This window comes from Niabella aquatica, assembly GCF_054779315.1.
In genome coordinates this window covers 32032-57416 of the sequence record NZ_BAAGYM010000006.1, presented here as the reverse complement: position 1 = coordinate 57416, position 25385 = coordinate 32032, and the positions used below count along the sequence as shown (strand labels likewise).

Below are 25385 nucleotides of genomic sequence, written 5' to 3'. Positions count from 1 at the left end.
ATACTATGGAAAAAAGAATCGCATTGATCAGTGAACATGCTTCGCCATTGGCAACACTCGGCGGTACGGATGCTGGTGGCCAGAACGTATATGTGATGGAATTGGCTAAACAACTTTCCCGGCAGGGCTATCAGGTAGATGTTTTTACAAGGTGGGAAGATAGTAATAAGCCACAGACAGTTTGTTGTAACAGCCAAATGCGGGTAATACATATAGAAGCAGGGCCTAAAGCGTATATAGAAAAAGAAAACCTGCTCCCTTATATGGTTCCTTTCCGGCGCCGTTTTATTGACTTTATACGCGAAGAAAAACTGAGCTATGAATTAATTCATGCTAATTTTTTCATGTCTGCGCTGGTAGCCATGGAAGTAAAAATGATATTGGGCATTCCCTATGTAATCACTTTCCATGCACTGGGTTATATACGGCAATTGTTCCAGGGAAATAATGACCGCTTTCCAGCCGAACGTATCCGCATAGAAAAAGATGCAATCCGTTTTGCCGATGGTATCATAGCAGAATGTCCGCAAGACAAAGAAGACCTGATTGAGCATTATAGTGCTCCGGAAGAAAAGATATACATCGTTCCCTGTGGTGTTGATACATCGCAGTTTTACCGGGTACCGCCAATTGAAGCCAGAATACGCATTAATTTACCGGAAGATGGTTTTACATTGTTGCAGCTGGGGCGTATGGTACCCAGGAAGGGGGTGGCTAACGTGATCCGGGCGTTGAGCATCCTGCGGAAAAAAGAACTGCCGGTGCGCCTGGTCGTTGTTGGAGGCGATCAGGATGTGCCTGGGCAAACAAATCCTGAGCTGGCACGTTTACAGCAGCTTTGTGAGGATCTGGGCGTAAGCGACTGTGTGCTTTTTGCAGGAAAAAAAACGCAGAACGAACTAAAGTATTATTATTCAGCTGCTGATATTTTTATTACAACACCCTGGTATGAGCCTTTCGGTATCACCCCTCTCGAGGCAATGGCTTGCCAAACGCCGGTAATAGGCGCTCGGGTAGGCGGTATTACATACAGTATAAAAGATGGAGAGACCGGCATGCTGGTTCCGCCCAAAGATCCCGTTGCGCTTGCAACTGCTGTTTCAGATCTGTATACAAGGCAGGGGGATTTAAGCCGGATGGGCCGAAACGGGTTGATAAGAGTACAAACATTATTTACCTGGCAGGAGATCGGGCGTAAAATAGCAGCGGTTTATAATACAGTAACCAGGGTCAACAGCACCGGGAACGTCATTAAGCAAGTAGTTTAAAATAAGCGTATGCACCATGCCGTATTCATAGACAAAGATGGGACCTGTATAAAAAATGTCCCTTATAATGTAGATCCGAGGCGGATAGAGCTTGGTAAAGGAGCTGATTTTTTCATGAAATTGATCGGCGCCTGCGGATATAAAAAGATCCTGGTTACCAATCAGCCCGGCATAGCGCTGGGTTATTATAGCGAGGCAGCGTTTTTGGCTTCGGTGGTGGCTATCGAAAAAGCAGCGGAAGCGAAGTTTGATTATGTTTGTTATTGTCCGCATCACCCTGAGGGGCATGTGGCTCCTTATAACAAAAATTGCGACTGTTGCAAGCCACAGCCGGGCATGCTTTTAAAGATGGCAGCCGCGGCGGAGATCGACCTGCGAAACTCGTGGATGATCGGGGATATACTGGATGATGTGGAAGCCGGCAACCGTGCGGGCTGCCAGACGATTCTTTTAGATAATGGCGGCGAGACAGAATGGAGAACGGGCAATTGGAGGGTTCCTGATTTTGTGGTGCCAGACCTGTTTGAAGCTACTACAGTCATTCTTAAAAACATGGTATATGAACATTTTAGCCAAAAAGAACATAGAGCAGTTTAAGCAATGGAAGATACTGGTTATCGGAGATCTGATACTGGATCATTATGTGGAAGGCAAAACACAACGTTTGTGTGCCGAAGGACCAATTCCTGTAGTGGATGTAACAAAGTGCAGCTATACGCTGGGAGGCAGCGCTAATGTGGCGCTTAACTTTGCTGCCTTGGGCGCTCAGGTTACTTACTGCAGCGTGGCGGGAGAAGATGCCGCTGCACTAACAGCAATAAAAATGATGGGCGACCACCGGATCCAGGTAAAGATATTAAAGGACGCTCAACGCAATACCATCGTCAAAACAAGGATCATGGCAGAGAAGCAATTATTGGCGCGGTACGATGCTGGAACCACTTACCCCGTATCGGATAAAACAAATGAATGGCTTGAAAGTGTTTTAAAGCAGGAATTTTTGTTGCATGATGCAGTGATCATTTCTGATTATGATAAAGGGGTGGTAACCGAAAAAATGATCAGCATTTTAAAACAATTACAGGATAAATATGTAAAATACCTGGCTGTAGATGCCAAAAAATTGCAGCGCTTCAATATACTGGCGCCTTCTTTTGTTAAACCCAATTACAAAGAAGCTGTGCAATTGCTCAATACTTCGCCCCAAACCACTGGTCGTATCAAACAAATGACTGCTTCGGGGAAAAAACTGTATGAGATTACAAACGCCACAATCATAGCGCTAACAGCAGACATGAATGGATCGGTTATTGTAAAGAATGGAACGCAGATAGGGTATTGCGTGCCGCATTATCTGGAACATCCGAATGTAGTGGGAGCAGGAGATGTATTTTTCAGTGCCTTCGTGCTGTCCGCCTTATCCGGTTTTCCGGAGCAGGAAGCGGCAGACATGGCTACTAATGCAGCGGTTGTAGGTATGATGAAGACCGGCTGTACCTGTTCCTGTACAATGCAGGAGCTGAGTGCTTTTTTATCATTGCATACAAAGTATATTGCTGATCGGGAACAGGTGGCTTCATTGGGATCGGTGTACCGTTCTATGGGAAAGAAAGTTGTTTTTACCAACGGGTGCTTTGATATACTGCACAGGGGACATATCAGTTTCCTTTCACAGGCACGGGCATTAGGCGACGTATTGATTGTAGGTCTTAATTATGATGAAAGCGTTCGCAGGCAGAAGGGAGCGCACCGGCCTATTAATCCGCTTGCGGACAGGAAAACAGTGCTGACCGCTTTGGAATGCGTAACCCATATTATACCTTTTGGCAGTGCACAAAATGATACGGCTACAGAGATCATCGCTTTACTTCGACCGGATGTGTATGTAAAAGGAGGAAATTATTCGGAAAAAGAACTGCCGGAAGCAGAGCTGATGCAGCAAATAGGCGGCAGTGTGGCAATGCTGCCGTTAACACCCGGCTGGTCCACATCAGGTGTGATCCATAAAATCAATCCTTCTCTTGCTCTTAAAACAGTATCGTGATATGAAGAAGCTTTCATCAATACGGAAAATACTTTGTATCCGCCCGGATAATATGGGTGACGTGCTGATGAGCAGTCCTGCTATCAGGGCGCTGAAAGAAACGTATCATGCGCATATAACCTTGCTTACATCACAACAGGGAAGTACAATAGTTCCTTTTATCCCTGAAATTGAGGAAACATGCATTTTTAATGTTCCCTGGGTACAACACGATGGTGCAGAACATGATGTGTCAGAATTAGTGAAATGGATAAAAAAGGGTGACTTCGACCTTGCAGTAATATTTACTGTAAACAGCCAGAATCCACTCCCTGCGGCCATGATGGCTTATATGGCAGGTATTCCCCTGCGCATTGCGTATTGCAGGGAGAATCCTTACCGGCTGCTAACGCACTGGCTGCCCGATCCGGAGCCACTTCGCGTGATGGATAAACACCAGGTGCAGCGTGACCTTGAGCTGGTTGCTGCAATAGGAGGCTATACTGAAAATATAAAATTATCGTTGAAGGCCGATCAGCTCTGTAAAAATGCTCTTATAAAAAAAATAACCGGTATTGGAATTGATATGTTTAGCGGCTATTACCTGCTGCATCCCGGAACAAGCGATCCTAAACGGAAATTGCCTGTAGAAGAATGGATAGCCATAGGGAAAGCCTTAAAAGCACAAACCGGCAAACTTTTGATATTATCGGGCAATGAAGCAGAAGCAACTGATGCCGCTTTGATCAAGCAGGAGATAGGATCCGGTTGCTTTAATCTTGCAGGGAAGCTGCAATTAGACGAGTTCATCTACCTGGTGCAGAGCGCCGATATCCTGATCACTGTCAATTCTCTGCCGCTTCATATTGCAGCAGCTGTTCAAACACGCGTTATTGCGCTTTATGCTAAAACCAACCCACAGCATTTACCGTGGATGGTGGCTTCATCCGTTTTATTTTTTGATGTACCCGGCAGCATTAAAAGCCATAATGAGCTGCTTCAGTTTATACATCGCCATTATCAGTGGGAGGGCTTGCCGTATTCTTTAGAAAATGTAATTGCAGCTGTTCACATATTATCATTATCCACAAAAAGCTGTTCTGCAGCTGCTTCAATTGCTTCGTAGTTATTATTCGTCAGCCAGTTAATAGTCTTATGCAGATGATGGTTCAACGGTGCCCAGCGGTGCGGTTCACCATCCATGCTTAACACGATGCTCCTGGTGCGGAGCGCCGCAGCAAGATGGGAAACGCCGGTACAGTTGGTGATCAGTCCTTTCGATTTACTTAAGAGGACGCCCAGGCTGCCTAACGTGGTTTTACCGGCCAGGTTCACACCGTTATATTTCATAAGCTGTGATACCTGCAGGGTCAGTTCTTTTTCTGCCGCGCTGCCTGTTAAAACTATAGTATAACCCAATGCCGCAAAATGATCGGCAATACGGGCAAAACAAAAAGGTGGCCATTGGCGATTGATGTCTGCAGAGCCGGGATGAATACACAGGTAGTTTTTTAATGAAGCGATGTTTTCCATTTTATTAAACAGGTTCAGGTCTGCTGTTGTAAGCGGGAATTCCAGCTCATCGCCTGCAGATGGAATAGACAGTTGCTGCAGCAATGCAAGGTGACGGTGTATTTCGTGCAAATGCAGGGGATAGATGAGAAATGATCTTTTTTTTGCTCTTTCATCACCGGGAAGGCAAAAACCGGCAAAAAGCCGGGGATGAATCGGTTCCAGCAGTTCATTTACAATAGAACCATCACCCTGCATTTGCAGCAGCAGATCTATTTTACTTTTCTTCAGCAGATCAAAAAAAACAGGGATATCAACAGGATTTATATGCTGCTCGGGCAAACCGGGATAGCCCGGAAAATGAATGAACTCATCAATATAATGGCCAAACCTCTCGACAAAACTTTTAGCCCACGGTAATCCCAGTAATGTAATATGCGCTTGAGGAAAAGCGCTTCTCAATGCGCGGAAAGCAGGAACGGTGCAAAGCAGATCCCCCAGCTTTAATGCTCTGAAAATAACAATATTCATTTTTAATTTTGCAGTGTAGAAACATTTTTAAACTTCCGCCATCCTGCCCAGTTCCAGTAAACAGAGCAGAATGGAATACATGCCGATGTGCAGATCATTTCTGTAATATGAAAAAAGGTATGCGTTTTATGACGGAGCCTTTTTATGATAAAGGCAGTGAAACAAAACGCCCATACCAGAAGGGAAATAAAGGCCAGGTTATTTTTCTTTATCACGAAGAAAATAATGGCAGATACTGATGCCAGCACCATTACATAGTAAATCAAGGGAACCACCTGGTGGATATATTTTTTATAATACGATGGATATTTTTTATAGAGCAGCGCATTATAAATTGCTTTTTTTTGCTCTTTTATACTCACGCCCCATGCTGCGGAACGTACAGGGTGTATCACAATGGCACCCGGGAGAAACCGGGGTATAATGCCTCTTTGACGAAGCGCAAACTCCAGGTCGCTGTCTTCCCGCCAGGCAGTTCTGTACCGTTCATCAAATCCTCCGGTACTTAATAAAAGCGCTTTGGTGCAGGCTGCGTTGGCGGTTATGAATTGTGGTTTTTCCAGCTGCTTTGTATTCCATTCGAAGTCGGTAGGTGGCTCAGATACAGGCACTTTTACTTTACCATAAAAAGCCTGACCAGTACAGCTTTCAAAGGCTTCAACTATCGTTTTCAACCATTGGGGGCGTGGCAGGCAGTCATCATCTGTAAAAGCAATATATCGGCCCCGGGCATTTATCCAGCCTGCGTTACGGGCGGCAGCAGGGCCCGACTTCCGTGGCAGTGCCATATATGTTATCTGGATAGCGGCCATTTCCCTGAAATTGTTTACCAGGACAGCTGTGGCTGTTTCGGGTCCATCACTCACTATGATCACTTCAAACAATGTTTGCTGCAATGTCTGGTGGGAAAGTGCTTTCAGGCATCTTAAAAGCAATCCGGGACGTTGACAGGTAGGAATAACTACAGAGAGAAGGGGATACATAGTTGGTTAATTATAATTTGCTGACATGACAATTGCCTATAATAAGATCATCAAAAGGAGTGGTCCAGAAACATTCCAGGGCATCCCTTGGTGTACAGACAATGGGTTTGCCTAACGAATTAAAAGATGTGTTTACAAGTACCGGCACTCCTGTTATAGCCTGGAACTCACGGATGGTGTCGTAATAACGCGGGTTCTGTTCCCTCCTGATGGTTTGTATACGGGCCGACCCGTTTACATGGCAAACGGCTGGTATCTTGTCTGCTGCTTCCTGCCGTACCTGGTGAGTGAACAACATAAAAGGGGAGGGATGCGCTTTTTCAAACCAGTGATCCGCTTCCTCTTCAAGCACTACGGGCGCTACAGGTCTGAAATCTTCCCGGTCTTTCAAATCATTGAGGCGTGTCTGCATGGATGGGGATAGGGGAGCAGCCAGGATAGAACGGCCACCCAGCGCTCTGGGGCCAAATTCCATCCGCCCCTGGAACCACCCAATGATGCGGTCCTGTGCCAGGAGCTGCGCGGTTTCCTGGGCTACATGCTGCATTTTTTTATAGGGAGTCTTTGTCCATTTTAGAAAATGTTCGATTTCTTCATCAGTGTATCCGGGTCCCCAGAAAGCATGTTCCATTTTAAAGTCGCGGGATGCCTGTCCGTTACGAAGCTGCACATCTGTCCATAAGGCAGCGCCGAGAGCTGTGCCTGCATCTCCAGCTGCGGGTTGAATCCAGATATCCTTAAACAAACCCGAGTCCCTGATGCAGGAATTGAGTACGCAGTTAAGTGCTACGCCTCCTGCCAGGCATAGACAGGACATGCGTGTTTCTTCTTTAGCCCAGCGGACAAGTTCAAGTGCAGCTTCCTGGAGTACTACCTGTGCAGAATGTGCGATGTCGAAATGATGCATCGTAATGGGCGCACCCCTTTGCCGGGCTGCTCCAAACCTGTGGGTGAAATCTTCCTGGCTGATAGTATAGCTGCCATTGTTTTGCAGGGTAATCATATCCCTGAATTCGTTTACAAACCTGGGTTCTCCATAAGACGCTAATGCCATAACACGGTATTCATCAGAAGAGTGGAGAAACCCTAGATGGCTGGTAACACGCTCGTAAAATAGGCCAAGAGAATGAGGCAGGTTTACTTGTTTCAGGCGCCGGATACCGGTGCCTGTTCCCACACTAAATGTAGTAGTGGCTGTTTCACCCCGGCCGTCAATGGTAAGTATTGCCGCTTCCTGGAAAGGAGAGGGTAAAAACGCGCTTGCCGCATGCGACAGATGATGATCAATAAAATGCCAGTGTCCGGGTTGGATGTTACTGCCGTAATAATTTTTTTGTAAATGATGCGGATAACCATCTACAAGATGGGAAGGGGCATTTATAATGTAAGACAAAAATAAAGACTCCCAGGGAGTATCTCCGGTGTCTTCATTTAATGATGACCCAGAGGGCAGTTGTATTTCAGAGAAAGAATTCGTAAAATTGCTGGTTAGCAGATATGGATCAAAGGAATAGGCTATATGGTCTACATCATTCAAATGAAGACCTTCTGTTTTCAAACAATAATTAATGGCATTATAAGGTAGTTCATAGGCTGAAAAAGGGATAGGCCGTTTGCCATGCTTGATCTGCGTGAAACGTTCTTCTTCGGCAGCGGCAATCAGTATCCCATCTTTTACCAGGCTTGCGGCACTGTCATGAAAGGCTGCGTTAATTCCGAGTGTATACATAATGATCCGTTTCCCATAGATAAACAAATAATCCGCCACCTGTTTATTAACCGGTTCTTTCAATCAGAAGCGGCAAGAAACAGAACAACTACTACCTGTTGTGTGGAATTATTTCCTCATCGGATTGACATACATTGGAAACCCTGATTTTTTAAGTAAATCTTTATTTCCAACCTGCATTTATATCAAAAAAAGCGCTACTTTTATTTGGGAGGTTTTGCTAAACCCTCAAACTCTCCGGGAAATAAAATGTTGTTTAATCTCAGCACCGAAGTAACCGGGTTATTATCTTACATTAGTTTTTCTCCGGTGAAGGCTATCGCCTGACCTGTAGTATGGCCTTCGCACTGATTATAAAATACCACTTATCATGATGCTTTCCTTAAATAAAATCAGATTCGGCTACGCTCTTTCTTCTTTATTGCTTTTAGTTTCCTATGTCCTGATCTTTTCTACCAACAGGCAATTGCAGCATGAAAAAAACTGGATAGTGAATAATTATACACTGATCAATAAAATGGGTGATATTAAAATGATGATGGGAACGGCTGAATCCAGCGTACGTGGTTATATTATTAATAAGCAGCCCCGGTTCCTGAACAGTTTCTACGAGGCCCGATCCGATATAGCTATGGCACATGCTGAAATCAGAAACCTTACAAAAGCAGATACGGTACAATCAGCAAACGAGTCCGAACTGAAAGCAATGACCGATCGCCGGCTTTCGGAGCTTTCAACAGCACTGCTACCTCATCAGAAAACACCGCTAACGCTAAAAGAATCTACAGTTAACCCTGCGAAGTTGGCACAGACTGACAGTATCTATAAACAGATCCTGAAAATGACCGACCTGGAAAAACAGTTGATGAAAAAAAGGATATCGAAACTGAATAGCTTCTACTCCAGTACTGAGGCTGTGACGATATGGTCCTTGTGTATGGCAGTCATCGCTGTATTATACGCAGTCATTACTTTTAACAGTCAGTACCAGCAAAAAAGGAAGGCAAATGATACAGCAGACCAATATAGAAAGAGGCTTGAAAGTAATGTACAGGAGCTAAGTGAAAAAAATACAGAACTAAATGAATTGAAAGGAATAGAAAAGCTGGCAGCAATCGGTCGTGTGGCAAGGGTTGTAGCGCATGAAGTAAGAAACCCACTTACAAATATAGCGCTGGCAGCGGAGCAACTGCAGGATATTCCCTGCTTTGAAAAGGAAGAGGAGGCTGGTTCTTTAATGAAGATTATTAATCGGAACTCAGTGCGGATCAGCCAGATGGTTGCTGATCTGCTGAATGCTACCAAATTTATGCAGTTAAATAAACAGGAAGAAGATATTAACAAAATCCTGGATGAAAGTTTGGAGATGGCCAAGGACAGGCTAATGCTAAAAAGAATGCATGTAGTAAAAAATTATTCCGACGATATCTGTGGCATTATGGTAGACAAGGAACGTATAAAAGTGGCATTTTTAAATATTATTGTAAATGCTATTGAAGCAATGGAAGAAGTGGAAGGGATCCTTGGGCTTTCTACCAGGAAAGAAGGTAAAAAGTGCATTATTGAAATCAAAGATAATGGTAAAGGGATGGATGAGTATACAGTACAAAATCTCTTTGAGCCTTACTTTACCTTAAAGAAAAAGGGCAACGGTTTGGGTCTTACTAATGCACAGAACATTATTGTTAGTCACAAAGGTATCATAAAAGTGAACAGCAAAGTAGGGGAGGGCTCCACTTTCATCATCTCTCTGAATATTGCTTAGTTACCCAGAGGGTAGATGATGAAGGACATGATCTACAATTTCTAATATGTTGTCTTTTGTGAAGGGCTTTCCTATAAAATAATCGGCTCCATGATCCTCTGCCATTTTTCTATCATGGCCGGTGTCATAAGCCGTAATCATAATAATAACAGCTTCTGAAATCTCCCGGAATTGCCGGATATACTCATACCCCTGCCCGTCGGGCAGCCGGTTATCGAGAAAAATTAAAAAGATATCCGGATGCTGCTTTAATGCTTGCTTTGCCTCTTTAATAGAACCTGCCGCAATGGAAATAATGTTTCGCTGCTTTAGGATATTGGATAAAAGGTAGTGCATATCATATTCATCATCAACAATTAGTGTTTTAAGAGCAGACTTGGGAGATAATGGCTCAAACTGATATGCAGGAAAACAATTATTCACATTTTTCGACTGACAATTATTTTGCCAATATAGACCTTTCCGGAACCTATTTTATTGAAAAAGAAAAAGCGGCATGATTTGAGCTGTATTGAAACGTACTAAAAATAACTAAAAAATGCCCCATAAACTCCTCATTATAGACGACGATGTAGATTTATGTCATCTTCTTTCAAAGTATCTTTTAAAAAAAGGTTATTTCGTAGAAACTGCTTTTTCCGGCAATAAAGGCCTCGCCAAATATAAGGCCGGCAGTTTCGATGCTGTAATCGCTGATTACAGGTTGGGTGATATGGAAGGTGCACAATTACTGAGGGAACTGAAAGAAGTGAACAGTAAGGTAGCCGTTTTAATTATCACAGGCTATTCCGATATACGACCTGCTATTGAGGTAATAAAATTGGGAGCTTTTGATTATATACCTAAACCTCTTGTCCCGGAAGAGGTAACAGACATTCTGCAAAAGATGCTTTGCTACGATTATATAGAAGAAAAACCAGTGGTACATTCCGGAGCAATTCCTTCATCCAATGACTTTTATATTGGCAGGTCAAAAGCCACATTAGATTTATACCAGCAGATAGAAGTGGTAGCTCCTACCAATTACAGCGTTGTATTATATGGTGAAAGCGGTACGGGAAAGGAGGTTATGGCCAGAACCATTCATAAAAACAGCAGGCGTTCAGAAGGGCCCTTCGTGGCGATGGATTGTGGTACGCTTTCCAGGGAGCTGGCAGGCAGTGAGCTCTTTGGCCATATAAAGGGAGCTTTTACAGGAGCTATACAGGATAAAGAAGGGCATTTTGAAATGGCAGATGGAGGAACGCTGTTTTTAGATGAAATAGCCAATCTTTCGCCGGATGTGCAGGCTACCCTGTTACGTGTTATCCAGGAGCGCAGGTTTAAGCGTATTGGAGGGAACAGGGAAATTGCAGCGGATGTAAGAATTATTGCTGCATCCAATGAAAATCTTAAAGTGGCCTGCCAGAAAGGTAAATTCCGCGAAGACCTGTATCACCGGCTTAATGAGTTTGCTATATATTTACCGGCGTTAAGAGACAGGGCTGAAGATATACAGCCTTTGGCTGAGTTTTTTTTAGGTAAATGTTGTGAAGAGAATGGAAAACAGGTGAATGGATTTTCTGCAAATGTGCTGGCTGCTTTCCAGCGATATGAGTGGCCGGGTAATTTACGCGAAATGCGCAATGCCGTGCGACGCGCAATATTGTTAACGCCTGATAATGGTATCATTGATGAAGACGTATTACTACCTGAAATTTTGAGTAATACATATACTGCAATAACAGCTCCAAAGCCAGAGATAGTAACGCCATCTTCCCCTGAGTTGCTTAAGGAAGTAGCGGGGCGGGCCGAATACAGGGCAATCATGACTGTTTTGCAGAAGGTCAACTTTAATAAAAAGAAAGCTGCAGAATTATTAAAAATCGACAGGAAGACCCTTTATAATAAATTGAAACTATTCCAGGGAACAGAATAGCTCAAATGACCAGCAGGATATTGGTTTAATGAAGTTTACCAGGCGGTTGCTTTTTGTTTCGATCGCTGTCTTGTAAAGCCTGATCTATAATAGCCGGATCATCCGAAAAGGTCTGGCTGTCTGGATTATTGCTCTTATTCTTTTTCCCGGCTGTAGTATCTTTTTTTGTATTTGTGTTGTCAGGATTCTTTGTTTTCATGTTAAAGGATTTTTATTACAAACAATTCTTTGTGTCTTAGAAGAATGTGATATGAGGTATTGAGCGGGCTGGAATGGGCAGCCCGATAAAAATTATAGAAATTTCTGAGCACGGATAATTAAAAAATGGTCGACAGCTGATTAAAGATTGCCACCATGCCCATAGCAAACAATAAATGCCCGGCAAAAACTGCTATCAAAAAAAGGCCTACAGGAAGCCTTGGGGGACGACGATGTACCCGCAATATAAAATACCATATTGTAGTACCCAATACACCTGCACAAGCACCAAAGAGCAACCCGTCCTGGTACCTTTGCTGCAAAATATGGCTACCTACCAGCCATGCATAAAACAGGGCGAACAGGAGCCCCATAAAATAATGGGCAGCAGTGCCTAGCAGAAATACAGGCAAGCGTCGGGAAACCTGGCCCGAAGGAGTGGTTTCAAAAGTTAATACAGTTCCCAGAATCCGTGGTATAGAAAACTCATAACCTGTAATGATACCAATAGAACGGATGAATAGTGTCATTAAAAGCGTACCGGCAATGCCGGCAATAAAGCTATCAAGAATAGTAAAAATGATCATTACCTGGCGAGTACAGGAACTATGCCAATAAGCAGTAGTTACATAGCGTCTGTTTGATGTGGTTAACGGTTCTGCCAGGCTGAAATGAAACGATGATGTTGAATTAAAGCTATCCACAACTGAAGGCACATTGATCGGGATGCAAGAGGTGAAGATTTACGATGCGGTTCTTTTAATTAACAGGTATGATCGCATAAGGCATTTATTATTTTCTTACCGGCTCATGGCATTACATTCCCCGGTTTTATATATTATTGGAAGCAAAACAGATATATGGCTCATAAAAATGGGAGGGCTGCTTACTGTGCCATTGGCAGTACAATAGTGGAAGGAAACTAATAGCAAAGGCTTCCCAACGGTTGCTGGAAATATACAGAGCTCTGACTTTTCCGCTGATAGATACCTATTATATTGCAGTGAACATAATTTGCTGCTGTTATTTAACAGATACAGCTATAGAATATTATTAATATTGTATCTTTTTTGTAAAAGTCGCCTTTAGGCACATATGAACGGTTAAGGAAAATGCGCTACACTTTATGTAGAATCTGCTACCCATTTAAGTACTAAAAATATATAGCCAGGCAGAAGAGGTGTAAACCCTGCTTTCTTTTTCAATGCCTTACCGCTGGCAGTACCTTTTGATTGATGTTTTAAACCAGTTTTACCGGTAATGGCAGGTAATTTGAACTCCATAGAAAGTACTTATAATTATTCTGGCAACTTTTGTTGTTTTTATTGATTTTTTTGGGTATTCTTTAGAGAAGCCCGTCACATATAATTTATAATTGTTAACTTTTAAAATGTTATTTATGGCTAATCATTCAGAAGGGAAAATAGCTGAAACCATCGAGCAGCAAACTTCAAAAATTCCATCCGATATTTATTTATGGGCATCCGTAGCAGCTATGGCAACTTCTCTTACTTTGAAGATTTGCAAGCAGGATCATCGGGCATTATTTATCGGGCAGTGGGCTGCACCTTTTTTGTTGTTTGGTATTTATAACAAAATTGTAAAAACGGAGGGTTCTGATTAGCCTGAGTTCTTTACATTTTTTTCCTTTATAGAAACAAATGCGGAAGACGGATACGGAAGCGATCATACATTATTGATATAGGTAAGCGCTTTCCGGCCGACAGGAACCAGGAAAAGGCGATGATCCATTGCAGTAGCTTAAAATGCCTGGCAAAGCCGGGATATACCTAGGATCTTCCTGAAAATTCGAGGGCGTTGAGAATTGTATATTTCAAAACACATTGAATCGGTATAGGAAATTTTTGATTCTCCGGCCACTTAAAATATTCTTTCTGTTGCATTTTAAGGGCAAATCGTCAATTGGTTGAAAATCAATGCTGCCTCAAAACAGGCGTTTTGATGGGAAAAAGCTCATTTTGCGACCATCGGAATCTTTTGAAACTTAATACTGGCGTACGTTTCCTGTTTTCAGGAAGACCCTACCTATTCTAATTATTGTAACGATCCTACTGGGAAAAGCTTTTCAGGTAATCCCAAAGATAAAGTTGGTATCAATCCCTGCGTATAGGGCTTTTGGCCTGCTGCAACGCTATTTTCTTTTGAACTTCATCAACTCCACGCCGCCCTTGCCCAGAAAGGTAAGTACATCATCGCTGCCAATGCTATACGATGTTGTTGCCTTCAGGAATTTATTAAAGGTAGGTTCGCCGGCTCCTTTGCAAGCCATTAGCGTACTGACCGGATCGCTAAAGCTGATCTGGTTGCCAGTAATTGTAAAATTTACGCCAAAACCATTACAGCTTGTATGGCCTTCAGCTTCTGTGGCAGGCAGTTTGAAAGTTATCTGTGGCTTTTTATCAGGGTAAAGTCCGTCAAAAGTAATCCGTGGTCCGGTAATATAAGTAAGCTCCCAGGTCCCGTTAAGTTTCGGCGATTGATCTTTTATGGGCATAGTGGTATGTTTTGTATGAGCGCAGGCAGCTATTGCGAGGAGCAATATTGATATAATAAGAATGTGAACTGTTTTTTTCATTTTTTAAGATTTTAGATAGAACGATGCTACATAATTAATGATTACATATTTCAGGGTATGAAGCAGGCTGGTATTAACATTTCATTTTACCGGGTAAACAATTTACTGCTCCACACAGGAGGTTAATTGAAGAACGATGGCATTACTAAAATTTAGTTTGTGCCTGTCTGTAAAGATCATTTTACCTTCTTTCTCTTCTACCGGGCCATAGCCTTCTGTAGCTGTACTGTCTTTTAATAAAAATGCCACCTCTCTTACTGATGATCTTCCTTCCGATATAAAAGTGTAATCAGCAAATAAAGTATCACCGGAAATTTTTCCGTCGATTGTTCCGTTATTATCATCTTTTTCGCTGAAATTGTAAGTTAATCTTCCGGTAACCACATTGGGAAACCGTTCTACCACTAAGTAGATGCTGTCTCTCCCGCTTATGCCGGTGTAGCAGGCTTGTTCAGGTAACGTGATCTTGTTTTCAACCGGCTTTGCGGTATCTGCCCCGGCGGTTCCGGGGGCGGGTGTTTTCGGGCTGGTATTGCAAGCCAGTATAAGCGAATGGAGGAGTAACAATAATCCTGTTAATTGTTTAGTCTTTTGCATGTAGTGAGATTTTATTTAAATGAAGGTACATAACTATTGTATTATTCGTTATTTCATGATGTTTGTGCCGACTGTTTCACTTCACGGGCGTAACTGTTCTGCTAAAAGCGAACCGGGCTTCCTTTGATAAGTTGAATACCGAGTTGAGCTGAGCCATAGGAGTGTTCAAAAATATTTTGCCCCTGGATTTGAAAAACAATAAGCTTGTACAATAGCTGGGAAGACTATAACTCAGCCTACCGATTTAAACCACTACGGAAAATGGAGCCTCGAAGTTTTTTTATTGCATGCTTATTATTAAAACCAATAAAAACATATTTCCGGAATACTAGGTTAAAACACATGTTAAGGTAGCCTGTGATTGTATTTCAAAAAATACGTACTGGTACGTATTTTTTTTATGATTAGGTGTTGATAGCTTTGGCATTACATTGCTGAATATTAAAATTAATTTCTTATGAGCCCATCAACCCGCTATCCGTCAAAGCAATTACGAATTCTTTGCTTATTATTATTTGTTTTAGTCAAGGGCGTTTCCTCCCGGGCTCAGATTCCCATAGATCTTAGTCGTCCGGTAGGTATGACAACAGGGAAAGCTGAAGTTAATGGTGTTGGTGCAGCAACCTACACCATACCTATTGATTTGCCGGCAGATGTCAGAGGCTATAAGCCAGATGTAAATTTAATTTATAATTCTCAGGGGGGTGGTAATGATTTTAGTGGCTATGGATGGTCGCTTTCTTCCATATCAACTATAAGCCGGTGCGGTCAGAATATTTTTCATGATGGTGTTAACATGCCGGTTACTTATGACCAGGGAAATGACAAATTTATTCTGGATGGCCAGCGAATGATGTTAGTAAGCGGGAGCTATGGTGTATCTGGAAGCACTTACGGCATGGAACAGGAAAACTTTTCATTAATAACCGCTAACGGCGGCAGCTTGAGCTCTCCAGATTCTTTCATGGTAAAGATGAAAGATGGTTCTCTTTTAACTTATGGAGGCAATAATACACATATGCGAACAGGCACATCAGGTTCCGATATTATGTTTTGGCCGTTAACATCGGTTGAAGATACCTATGGGAACGCAAGAGCCCGGTACTATTACTCGATAGATGAGGCCGATCATACCTATTACCTGTCATCTATTACCTACAGCATGTACACAGTGAATTTTAGCTATGATACCCGGTCTGACTGGAGCAATGCAACCATGTATGTTCCGGGTACAGGCCTCAACTCCCGCTATATATTAAACAGGATAACTGTGCGGATGAACTTGGGGCCGCAGATCAAAAGTTACAGTTTTGCATATCAATACCGGCACAAAAAATATTTTTTAACGAGTATTACGGAAGCTGGTGCAGATGGCACCGAATTAAATCCGGTTACTTTTTCTTATGGAGAGAGCCCCGCAGAACCGGATGTCAGCATATCCGGTATTGAATATGCCGGCTTTTCACAAGATAACTATGCCGCAGATTTTACAGGCGATGGAAAAGATGATATCCAGACATGTCAATATGCAACAGATAATGATGGTATGATACATCATACCGGCTATAAAATTGTAAATGACTATTCGAGCTATGGAGGGTTGCCTGCTATAAACTGGGTTTATGATTGTACCCTGCCCGTTTATCCTACAAACGGCAGAACACGTTTGGCAGGTTCTGCTACAGCACAATATTCTTTTGAAAGAACTGACTACGATGGGGATGGAAAACATGATGTATTATACTTCAAATTTGAGAAAATAAACAGCAGCACCTTAAAAATACAGGGTTTAGAAATCAATTATTCAAGAAAGTATTATGGCGTAGGCGGAGGGTATGATACTTACGAGAATAAAGCTTATTATCCTTACCCGTCCGATGGTTCTACAACTTTTTACTTTATCAAAAAAGACGGCAGCTTTTTTGTACCAGGGGATTTTGATGGTGACGGACATTTGGATTATATTTTTATATCATCTAATAATACGACCGCTAATAATTACAAGGCTTTTTTTTCATCACCCTCCAAAGGAGTGATAAACCGTGAGATTACCAGGTTCGGGGTAGGCGTAAATGGTGCCTCAGGTGCTTATGCATCTTATAAGGTGGCAGAGGCAAAAGCAATAATTCCTATAAATTTTGATGGCGATGGTAAAACAGAGCTGTTGGTGGTAAGAAATGAAGGTAGCTATGTATTAGATGTCACCGGTAACAGCACTGTAGGATATCGGAGTGATGTTTTATACTCGACCACTTCTATAAAAGCAGGCTACAAGATCTATCCCGGCGATTTTAACGGAGACGGCAATACCGATTTACTGGTTCGGTCTTCTGCTAACGATCCCAACGCAGCCTGGAATATTTTTTACAGCACGGGATTAGTGTTTAACAGTGTGCCATTTACAGCAGCCCGCAAGATCTACCTGCAAGGCGACGGGTACAGCCTGTTTCATAATTTGGTCGTAGCCGATTACGATGGTGATGGTAAAACAGATATCTGGCATTCCATAGATGAAACTTCAAACACATCTACCCAGTATGTATATTACAGTAACGGGTTGTCTTTTACTACGGAGAGCTATGCAGTTAATGAAGGGGTAAATACCTTTTTAAGCACGGTCAGCGGCGATATTAACGGCGACGGGAAAGCTGATCTGCTAAGTATCCGTCAGTATTCATCCGGAAGCGGGTATCAATACAAAGGCCGCTTTATTTTTCCCAAGCTGTTTAAGGAGCAAAACCTTCTTAAGGAGGTAAGCAATTTAGGTTACCTAACAAGGTTTAACTATCAGCTGCTAAATAATACGTATGGTTATGGAGACGTATACTCCCGATCGTACAATGAGGAATTTGATGTTGTTAACCAGCCGTTAAGGAGCTACATGGTGCCAAAATACAGGGGCTATGTTGTATCTTCAATCGAGCGTCCCAACGGAGTAGGCGGATATTTTAAAGACCAGTACCGATACGAAGACCTGGTAGTTCATCGGCAGGGGCGCGGTTTACTGGGATTTAAAAAAATAACTGTTATAAATGATTTAGGCATACATAATATAAGTACCAGCGATATCAATCTTACCTATTCCATCCTGTACCCGGTACAGCAGGTAAGTGGGCGTTATGGGATATCCGATCTTATCACAAAGTCTGATATCAGCAGCAGTTTTCAGTTATTAAGCGCGCGCAGGTTCTTTGTAAAAACAGACAGGATACATAGCAAAAATTATAAGACCAATGCTGCCAGCAATGTAATTCATACTTATGATAGTTATGGCAATATTACACAATCAGTAGCGCAGACCGGTGTGTCGGACGGTACTAACCTGACCAGTGTTTTAGAAAGCACCAATACTACTACCAGCTACGGTGCTTATGGCGGAGCAGCCTACCCCGGCTTTCCTTTGAGCGTGTCAGTGAGCAAAACCCGTACCGGCCAGCCTGCAGTTAGTAAAACTATCAGTTATACCTATACCAGCGAAGGGTTGCCCGCTACAGTAACCGATTATGCCGGAACTCCTATAGCCCAAACCGTTACCAACACCTACAACTGGTTGGGATTATTGGTCCAGCAGAGCATAAGTGCCCCCGGGGTAACCACTCCGGTTACCGAATATGTATATAATCGTTTGGGCAATTATTTATTAGAAAAAAAAGTGATTGGCGATGGTATTACCAAAAAAACAAGCTATACCTATGATACCCGCTGGTGTGTGCCGCTGACGGAAACTTCAACAGATGGGCTGGTTACATCATATATATACAATACTTTTGGAGAGCTTATTCAAACCATTTATCCCGATATGAACTCCACTGTTATTACCAGGGCCTGGGATGTTGTAAACGGATCTGTGTATCATATTCGTACTGCTGCAGGAGATGGTAAGTTAGACAACTACAGTTTTATAGATATCTTAGGGCGTGAGGTGCACAGGCAGGAAAGATGGGGAGTGAACGGTGGATTTCTTTATAGTTATAAGAACTATAACATCCTTGGCCAGTTAAGCCAGGAAACGCTGCCTTATGATTATTTTGGGTCAGAACCAGCCAATATTGCTACTTACACATACGACAACTATGGCCGTTTGCAAACCACCAGCAATACCACCGGTATCCTTACCACCAGCTATTCCAATGCCGGCGGCAGTACCTTTACAGTAACCACTACCAATTCAGCCAGCCAGAGCAGCAGCAAGACCAGCGATGCCAGCGGTAAAATGATTTCCAGCACCGAAAACGGCAATACAATGAGCTTCACCTACGATAGCTGGGGCAACCAGCTTACGGCTTCCAGCGGTGCGCAAACCTTTGTAACCCATGTATATGACAGCTATGGCAGGAAAACCTTCACTACAGATGTGAACGCCGGTACCTTCGGCTACCAGTACAACGCTATCGGCCAGGTTATCCAGCAAACCGATGCCGGCAGCAATGTGCAAAATATGACCTACGATGTATTTGGAAGAGCGGCCACTACAACGGGGCCGCAGGGAACTACTACCTATACTTACTATTACGATGCTGTAAGCGGCAATAGCAATAATAACCTTGCCCGGGTTACCGGGTTTAGCGGAGATGTAACCACCTATAACTATGATGCGCTGCAAAGGCTGAGCAGTGAAACGATAGCCGCTTCGGGCAGCAGCCTTACCAAAACCTATACCTATGACAGCCGGGGTAGCCTGGCTACTACCACTTACCCGGCAGGATTTACGATCCGGAATGAATATGATATACATTCCAATGCACTAAAAGTGGTGAAGTACGAAAACGGTGCAACAACGAAAACCCTGTTCACGGCTACCAACCTGAACAGCCGTGGTGTATATACGGCTTACAATACCGGCAATGGCAAAACCAGCCAGATAACCTGGGATTTTAACCAGGAAAAGCCCACGAAATATTACACTGCCGGTATACAGGACCTGAAACTTATTTACCAGACCTATACGGGCAATTTGCTGAGCCGCAATGATGCCCTCAGGTTTATTACAGAAACCTTTACCTACGATGGTGATGACCGGCTTACCGGCTCATCGGTGAACGGTGCGCCGCAGTTCAGTATTAATTATGACGGCGGCGGCCAGGGTAAGATGCTGCAGAAAACAGGAGTAGGTAATTATAATTACCACAGCTCAAAGATCCATTTATTGCAATCCCTGGCGGCGATAGGCGGGGGCCCAGACCCCAACCTCACCATGGGGCCGCAAACGTACAGTATAGCTTTTACCGCGTTCCGGCGGCCGCAGACCATTACCCACAATAACGGCTATAATGTAAGCTATACCTACGGCGCCGGCCAGCAGCGGCTGAGCAGTGTGCTGAAAAATGGCGTTACCACCGTAGCTGCCAAAAGCTACTGGGGCAATATGGAAGGGCTTACCAGAAGCGGCATGAATTATGAGATCTACTACATTAGCGCGGGCAACGGGCTGAACAACATTATTGTAAAGCATGGGGGGAATATTAATATATACTATACCTATACCGATCAATTAGGCAGCATAATAGCAGTAACTGATGAAGCAGGCACCATAGTAGCGGAGCAGAATTTTGATGCCTGGGGCAGGAAGCGCAACCCGGCCAACTGGACGTATGGAAGTGTACCGGCATTGCCGGACTGGCTGTACAGGGGCTTTACCGGTCATGAGCATATAGACGAAACAGGCATGATCAATATGAACGCCCGGATGTACGATTATACCACCGGTCAAATGCTGGCGCCGGATAATTATGTGCAATATGCGTTAAGCCCTTCGGGCTACAACCGCTATCTTTATGCGAACGGGAACCCGTTAAAATATACGGATCCCAGCGGCGATCTGTCTCATGCAGAATGGAACCAGGCAATGAGCCTGATTGAAAATACAGTAGGCACAGGCGGCGGGAATGGAGGTTATATCAGTTCGGGAATGGGCTCGCCCTATATTTTTAAATCGATGGATGAGGCGTTTGGCTATGGTGTAGGTTATATATCAGATCATGGCTGGTGGGGCGGCACAGCGCCCGGTTCTGCCGGGCAGGCATTGGCTAACTATAGCGCCCGCACCCGTGGCAGCGGTCGTGTTACAGCTGGTATGTGGAACGGGTATATGTCTGCACAATGGAGCGGTTATGCCTATGATATCAATACCATGAATGCATCTTCCGTTAAGTTGGGTAACGGATTTCAAACTACGGGTCTTACTTATGCTCATGCAAACTTAGGAGGCTTTGTAACCACTTTTTATTCTTATTCAAAGGCAGAAGCGTTATTTTTGGGGTGGCAAAACGGGGGGAACAGTTGGGATGCTGCAAATACTACACTTGGGGCTTTCGGACTTGCCAATGGGGCAAAACTTACGATGCTTGAAGGTGGTGCAGCATTGAATAGAGGGATGGGCATATCCAAAGTGAACAGCATAAGTATGATTAGGACTTATGGGGCGGCAGGTGCTAAGTATATGAAATACGCAAAAGGGCTGGGTGTGGCAGGATCGGTTGTTACGACTGCATACTCAGGTTATAAAGCTTTCGGACAATATGACGAGGGAGGTATGAGTGAAGTATTCAAACATCGAGATATCTGGGATGCTGGAGTTGGTGCTATAGGTGTGGGAGCCGCATTTATGCTTTCCAATCCTGTTGGTTGGGGTATAGGTATTGGAGTTCTAATATATGGTGGTGCAACTTTAATTTATGACGCAGTAAATGAAAGATAAATATGAAATACTATTATATGCTTTGGAGCGATGCGATTAACTGGACTCGTTCCTCCATTAGAACAATAGGCATTTGGAAGCTTCATACATTGAGTTTGATCACTTTGGCAAATGGATTTAACTTACTCATTGTTAGTTTAATAGTAGGAAAAATAATGGGGATTAAAGTATCATTATTAACTCCCATTATTAAATTTACACAATCTAACTCCATTAATCATTTTATAGGAGGTTTATTTGTTTACTTTATACCACCACTATTAATTAATTATTTTTTTATTTTTCATAAAAAAAAATGGGATGTTTTGCGTAAAAAATATCCGTCTCGTAATGGTAAAATTTATAAGTGGTATGTAGCTGCTTCTGTAATTATTCCGATTTGGGCGGTTTTGATTATAGGTTTTTTATTCTATGAGTATAACCCATTTAACTAAATTTATAATCCAGATTTAGAACTTATTAGTCTTAGCACAATCGGATTGGAAGCGTTCGGTATTAATATCTAAACTCGGTTGTTGAGGTACTGGTATATTGATTTATGGCGGAGTCACTTTGATTTATGACGCCGTAAACAACGATTAAATGCAATTATACTATAAAATTTGGGTAGATTGTATAGTTAAGTTACGTTCCCGACCGCAAAATGTAGGTTTATGGAAGTTCTTTGCTATGACTTTTATGTCAACAACAATGGTGTTAAATTTTTGGTTTATTTCTTTTTTATCAATGTTACATTTACATGCTGAATTTTCTTTTTTCCCAATAGAAATAAATCTTTTTCCCGGCACTCGTATTGATGCTTTTTTTAGCTTTTTTATATCATATTTACTCCCTTTTTTATTATTGAATCATTTTTTGATATTTTATAAAGATAGATATAAAAAATTGATAAATCTTTATCCTTCTTATGATGGAAGGCTATTTTTAAAATATTTCTTAGGCTCTTTAGGGTTAATATTCATTTATTTTTGTATAGCGTTTTTAGTTGTGAAAGTGTTTTAGATAATAATATTCAATATAATGGATTGTCTATTCTAATCCGTTCGGTTGGATATATTGGTGTGTTGATTCATGGAGGCGCTATCTTAATTTATGATGCAGTAAACAACGATTAAAGAAGATGAAATTATAAGATTTGGGTAGACGGCATAGTTAAGTTACGTTCCCGACCGCAGAATGCAGGTTTATGGAAGTTCTTTGCTATGACTTTTATGTCTATGGCATTAAATTTAATAGTTGTAATGGTAATTATACAGAGAAATATCCTGCATAAAACGTTCTACGAGTTAAATATTGATATTTTCCCTAGAACAAAATTAGACGCCTTTGTTAGCTTTTTCATATTGTTTCTTTTGCCACCATTATTAATAAATTATCTGTTAATTTTCAGGAGAAATCGTCATGAAATTCTGATTAAGAAATACAAGTATCGCAATGGGAAATTATTTGTTATTTTTTTTAAGTTCACTTTCCCTTCCTTTTATTTTGTTGTTTTTGGGGTATCTATGGCAGCGATTGAATTTGTAACTATAGGAAATTATTGTTCTTGACGCAACCGGATTAGCAGCGTTCGGTATTATATCTAATCCTGTTGGTTGGGGTATAGGTATAGGAGTTTTGATATATGGAGGGGCTACTTTAATTTATGATGCAGTAAACAATGATTAAAAGAAATGAAATTATATTATAAGATTTGGGTAGATGGAATCGTAAAGTTGCGTTCCCGACCGCAGAATGCAGGTTTATGGAAGTTCTTTGCTATGACTTTTATGTCTATGGCTATGGCATTGAATCTAGTATTTATTTTATTCGTATTGAGCGATTTGGGAGTAACAGACGGAGTATTTAAAGTTCCTGTTAATCTTTTTCCAGGCACCCGTATTGATGCGTTTTTTAGTTTCTTTATATCGTATCTACTCCCTTTCTTGTTAGTGAACTATTTTCTGATATTCTATAAAGAAAAGTATAAGGAATTAATAAAACGTTATCCTTATTATGGAGGGAAATTGTATTTGAAATACTTTTTAGGTTCGTTAGGAGCATTCTTAGTCTATATTATAATTGCCATTTTGGTTACAAAATGAATTTAATTTGTATTATAGGCATTCTTATCAAAAGTAGCCAAGCCACTCAATTTTGAGGGGCTTTGTTTTTTTGCTGTACTTAAAGGTTCTAAAAATCTTTTATAGTGCAGCTACATTTTTATTAAAGAAGTCTTTGAATTTTTTCTTTGTAAGCATAGTTTCAATCATACCGAAGACAATATTTTTTATCTTCATTATCCAGCTATACAATGGGCCTGCACTCCGTATAGCATTGTGATTTCCTTCCGGGCTATTATAATCCGATAAATTATTAAAAAATACGTACCGGTACGTATTTTTTTTATCATAAACTGTTGATAGCTTTGATGCTAATAACCCATGATCCTTGCTTTGCTGAAATATGCTAAGCAGTATCAACTTCCTTCTTTTAAAAGGCTTAATTCATGTTAAAACAATCTATATGAAAATCCAGATCCTGCCAGTTTTTTTGTTGCTTATAATGCAGTTTTTCACCTGCACCATATTATCGGGGCAGCAGCAACAAAGATATATCTTGCCTTTAAGCGAAGAGGTGCTTTACCATAAAGAATTGAATGCTGCTTCCATAAGTAATGTGCTGGAAGTTGTTGACCTGGCAGGGGACAGCACTTTAGGTTATTTACCAACCCCCGAAGGAAATAATGACCGTATCGCTGTTTACCCGCCGGCAGCGAGGCAGGACTGGTTGAACTTGCTGGTAAACTCTGCCGGGGCGGAAAAGGCTGTAAAGGCAGGTTCTGCAACATTGATTGTAATTACGGATATCTCGGTTGGCGGTAATGAGAAAGTATCTTTCACCAAAGTAAGGGGAAGTATATACGAAAGCCCTTTGGGAAAAGAATCATACACTAAAACAAGATCCATTGATGATTTTTATTTAAACCGATCTCTGGGATTGAGTAAATCGGGAGAAAATATAGCGGGCCTTATAATGAATGCCCTCTCTTCTTCATCTGCTGCTATTGTGATTAAGACAGGTAGACCAATGAGTAAAGGTGAGGTAATTAAAGCCGAACAGGAAAAGCTGCAGTTTATAAGCAGTGGTATTTTTCCACCAGGTATTTACAAGAGTTTTGAAGAGTTTAAGCTCCTGAAACCAGCTTACGGGCAATTTTATCTGAAAGTAGATACATTAAACAAAACGGTTCATGTAAGTGGCTTTGAAATAGGCGATAGTACTCTTCACGTTGTAGAGAATGCTTTTGCCGTTGCTGTTGGAAGCGAATTATATTTATGTCGCAATAACCAGCTTTACCCGGCTGAAGTAAGAGGAAACAGTCTGTGCCTGTCGAAGTATATCGATCCTGCCACAAGAAGGAACCAGGCAAGGTTCTGGTTAATGAATTTGGGCAGCCAGATCAGCGGTATTTATGGCAATCCGTTTGATAATGTATATGCTATTACGCTCAAAGAATTCAAAGGACAGCAGGTGAATGCAGAAGTTACAAAAATAAATGTACAAACAGGCCAGTTAGAACTGTAAC

The 25385-nt window shown here is 42.0% G+C and carries 20 protein-coding genes; 11 read left to right on the top strand and 9 right to left on the bottom strand.

The features are described 5' to 3' along the window. Positions 1-5 precede the first annotated feature (5 nt). Genes ACYVBM_RS06095 through ACYVBM_RS06080 form a run of 4 tightly spaced genes read left to right on the top strand, consistent with a single transcriptional unit; the run spans position 6 to position 4417 of the window. Positions 6-1268 (top strand): glycosyltransferase, encoded by a 1263-nt coding sequence (locus tag ACYVBM_RS06095; RefSeq protein WP_460684744.1) that lies wholly within the window; start codon positions 6-8, stop codon positions 1266-1268. Positions 1269-1277: 9 nt separating this feature from the next. Then, entirely contained in the window at positions 1278-1865 is a 588-nt protein-coding gene (locus ACYVBM_RS06090) for a D-glycero-alpha-D-manno-heptose-1,7-bisphosphate 7-phosphatase (protein WP_460684743.1), read from the top strand. Continuing rightward, a complete protein-coding gene (locus ACYVBM_RS06085; protein WP_460684742.1) occupies positions 1828-3312 on the top strand; it encodes a PfkB family carbohydrate kinase in 1485 nt (494 codons plus the stop codon). Before ACYVBM_RS06090 ends, ACYVBM_RS06085 begins: the two co-directional genes overlap by 38 nt. A 1-nt stretch (position 3313) precedes the next feature. Continuing rightward, positions 3314-4417, top strand: coding sequence for a glycosyltransferase family 9 protein (locus ACYVBM_RS06080; RefSeq protein ID WP_460684741.1), 1104 nt, complete (start codon positions 3314-3316; stop codon positions 4415-4417). On the opposite strand, the gene ACYVBM_RS06075 is transcribed toward ACYVBM_RS06080, so the two are convergent. Genes ACYVBM_RS06075 through ACYVBM_RS06065 form a run of 3 tightly spaced genes read right to left on the bottom strand, consistent with a single transcriptional unit; the run spans position 4360 to position 8046 of the window. Then, positions 4360-5334, bottom strand: coding sequence for a glycosyltransferase family 9 protein (locus tag ACYVBM_RS06075; protein WP_460684740.1), 975 nt, complete (start codon positions 5332-5334; stop codon positions 4360-4362). The genes ACYVBM_RS06080 and ACYVBM_RS06075 overlap by 58 nt on opposite strands. Positions 5335-5336: 2 nt before the next feature. Beyond that, positions 5337-6317, bottom strand: coding sequence for a glycosyltransferase family 2 protein (locus tag ACYVBM_RS06070; RefSeq protein ID WP_460684739.1), 981 nt, complete (start codon positions 6315-6317; stop codon positions 5337-5339). Between the two features lie 10 nt (positions 6318-6327). Further along, positions 6328-8046, bottom strand: a complete 1719-nt coding sequence (locus ACYVBM_RS06065) for a carbamoyltransferase family protein (protein ID WP_460684738.1) — start codon at positions 8044-8046, stop codon at positions 6328-6330. A 370-nt stretch (positions 8047-8416) separates the two neighbouring features. Between ACYVBM_RS06065 and ACYVBM_RS06060 the strand changes: the two genes are divergently transcribed. Further along, positions 8417-9811, top strand: a complete 1395-nt coding sequence (locus ACYVBM_RS06060) for an ATP-binding protein (RefSeq protein ID WP_460684737.1) — start codon at positions 8417-8419, stop codon at positions 9809-9811. Here the strand turns inward: ACYVBM_RS06060 and ACYVBM_RS06055 are convergent, their stop codons facing one another. Next, positions 9812-10234, bottom strand: coding sequence for a response regulator (locus tag ACYVBM_RS06055; RefSeq protein WP_460684736.1), 423 nt, complete (start codon positions 10232-10234; stop codon positions 9812-9814). Between the two features lie 115 nt (positions 10235-10349). Here ACYVBM_RS06055 and ACYVBM_RS06050 point away from each other — a divergent pair, with 115 nt between their 5' ends. Continuing rightward, positions 10350-11729, top strand: coding sequence for a sigma-54-dependent transcriptional regulator (locus ACYVBM_RS06050; RefSeq protein ID WP_460684735.1), 1380 nt, complete (start codon positions 10350-10352; stop codon positions 11727-11729). Positions 11730-11754: 25 nt separating this feature from the next. On the opposite strand, the gene ACYVBM_RS06045 is transcribed toward ACYVBM_RS06050, so the two are convergent. The 3 genes from ACYVBM_RS06045 to ACYVBM_RS06035 all read right to left on the bottom strand — a co-directional run bounded on the left by ACYVBM_RS06045 (position 11755) and on the right by ACYVBM_RS06035 (position 13210). Further along, complete coding sequence (locus tag ACYVBM_RS06045; protein ID WP_460684734.1) at positions 11755-11928, bottom strand: hypothetical protein; 174 nt, start codon at positions 11926-11928, stop codon at positions 11755-11757. A gap of 118 nt (positions 11929-12046) precedes the next feature. Further along, positions 12047-12643: a hypothetical protein gene (locus ACYVBM_RS06040; protein ID WP_460684733.1), complete on the bottom strand. Its 597-nt coding sequence runs from the start codon at positions 12641-12643 to the stop codon at positions 12047-12049. A gap of 408 nt (positions 12644-13051) precedes the next feature. Then, complete coding sequence (locus ACYVBM_RS06035; protein WP_460684732.1) at positions 13052-13210, bottom strand: hypothetical protein; 159 nt, start codon at positions 13208-13210, stop codon at positions 13052-13054. A gap of 116 nt (positions 13211-13326) precedes the next feature. Between ACYVBM_RS06035 and ACYVBM_RS06030 the strand changes: the two genes are divergently transcribed. Further along, entirely contained in the window at positions 13327-13551 is a 225-nt protein-coding gene (locus ACYVBM_RS06030; protein ID WP_460684731.1) for a hypothetical protein, read from the top strand. A 528-nt stretch (positions 13552-14079) separates the two neighbouring features. Here ACYVBM_RS06030 and ACYVBM_RS06025 read toward each other — a convergent pair. After that, positions 14080-14523: an META domain-containing protein gene (locus tag ACYVBM_RS06025; protein ID WP_460684730.1), complete on the bottom strand. Its 444-nt coding sequence runs from the start codon at positions 14521-14523 to the stop codon at positions 14080-14082. A gap of 102 nt (positions 14524-14625) precedes the next feature. Continuing rightward, positions 14626-15120 (bottom strand): hypothetical protein, encoded by a 495-nt coding sequence (locus ACYVBM_RS06020; RefSeq protein WP_460684729.1) that lies wholly within the window; start codon positions 15118-15120, stop codon positions 14626-14628. A 457-nt stretch (positions 15121-15577) separates the two neighbouring features. Here ACYVBM_RS06020 and ACYVBM_RS06015 point away from each other — a divergent pair, with 457 nt between their 5' ends. The 4 genes from ACYVBM_RS06015 to ACYVBM_RS06000 all read left to right on the top strand — a co-directional run bounded on the left by ACYVBM_RS06015 (position 15578) and on the right by ACYVBM_RS06000 (position 25384). Further along, a complete protein-coding gene (locus ACYVBM_RS06015; RefSeq protein WP_460684728.1) occupies positions 15578-21817 on the top strand; it encodes an RHS repeat domain-containing protein in 6240 nt (2079 codons plus the stop codon). 2 nt (positions 21818-21819) lie between these two features. Then, complete coding sequence (locus ACYVBM_RS06010) at positions 21820-22251, top strand: hypothetical protein (RefSeq protein ID WP_460684727.1); 432 nt, start codon at positions 21820-21822, stop codon at positions 22249-22251. Positions 22252-22399: 148 nt separating this feature from the next. After that, entirely contained in the window at positions 22400-22819 is a 420-nt protein-coding gene (locus tag ACYVBM_RS06005) for a hypothetical protein (RefSeq protein WP_460684726.1), read from the top strand. A 1503-nt stretch (positions 22820-24322) separates the two neighbouring features. Further along, positions 24323-25384, top strand: coding sequence for a hypothetical protein (locus ACYVBM_RS06000; RefSeq protein ID WP_460684725.1), 1062 nt, complete (start codon positions 24323-24325; stop codon positions 25382-25384). Position 25385: the final 1 nt, after the last annotated feature.

Bases quoted from the DNA above. Each gene is read 5' to 3' on its own strand.
- ACYVBM_RS06085 (WP_460684742.1), top strand. From the start codon at position 1,828: ATGAACATTTTAGCCAAAAAGAACATAGAGCAGTTTAAGCAATGGAAG.
- ACYVBM_RS06015 (WP_460684728.1), top strand. From the start codon at position 15,578: ATGAGCCCATCAACCCGCTATCCGTCAAAGCAATTACGAATTCTTTGC.
- ACYVBM_RS06075 (WP_460684740.1), bottom strand. From the start codon at position 5,334: ATGAATATTGTTATTTTCAGAGCATTAAAGCTGGGGGATCTGCTTTGC.
- ACYVBM_RS06065 (WP_460684738.1), bottom strand. From the start codon at position 8,046: ATGTATACACTCGGAATTAACGCAGCCTTTCATGACAGTGCCGCAAGC.
- ACYVBM_RS06090 (WP_460684743.1), top strand. From the start codon at position 1,278: ATGCACCATGCCGTATTCATAGACAAAGATGGGACCTGTATAAAAAAT.
- ACYVBM_RS06005 (WP_460684726.1), top strand. From the start codon at position 22,400: ATGCAATTATACTATAAAATTTGGGTAGATTGTATAGTTAAGTTACGT.
- ACYVBM_RS06010 (WP_460684727.1), top strand. From the start codon at position 21,820: ATGAAATACTATTATATGCTTTGGAGCGATGCGATTAACTGGACTCGT.
- ACYVBM_RS06050 (WP_460684735.1), top strand. From the start codon at position 10,350: ATGCCCCATAAACTCCTCATTATAGACGACGATGTAGATTTATGTCAT.
- ACYVBM_RS06070 (WP_460684739.1), bottom strand. From the start codon at position 6,317: ATGTATCCCCTTCTCTCTGTAGTTATTCCTACCTGTCAACGTCCCGGA.
- ACYVBM_RS06030 (WP_460684731.1), top strand. From the start codon at position 13,327: ATGGCTAATCATTCAGAAGGGAAAATAGCTGAAACCATCGAGCAGCAA.
- ACYVBM_RS06025 (WP_460684730.1), bottom strand. From the start codon at position 14,523: ATGAAAAAAACAGTTCACATTCTTATTATATCAATATTGCTCCTCGCA.
- ACYVBM_RS06035 (WP_460684732.1), bottom strand. From the start codon at position 13,210: ATGGAGTTCAAATTACCTGCCATTACCGGTAAAACTGGTTTAAAACAT.
- ACYVBM_RS06060 (WP_460684737.1), top strand. From the start codon at position 8,417: ATGATGCTTTCCTTAAATAAAATCAGATTCGGCTACGCTCTTTCTTCT.
- ACYVBM_RS06080 (WP_460684741.1), top strand. From the start codon at position 3,314: ATGAAGAAGCTTTCATCAATACGGAAAATACTTTGTATCCGCCCGGAT.
- ACYVBM_RS06020 (WP_460684729.1), bottom strand. From the start codon at position 15,120: ATGCAAAAGACTAAACAATTAACAGGATTATTGTTACTCCTCCATTCG.
- ACYVBM_RS06045 (WP_460684734.1), bottom strand. From the start codon at position 11,928: ATGAAAACAAAGAATCCTGACAACACAAATACAAAAAAAGATACTACA.
- ACYVBM_RS06095 (WP_460684744.1), top strand. From the start codon at position 6: ATGGAAAAAAGAATCGCATTGATCAGTGAACATGCTTCGCCATTGGCA.
- ACYVBM_RS06000 (WP_460684725.1), top strand. From the start codon at position 24,323: ATGAAAATCCAGATCCTGCCAGTTTTTTTGTTGCTTATAATGCAGTTT.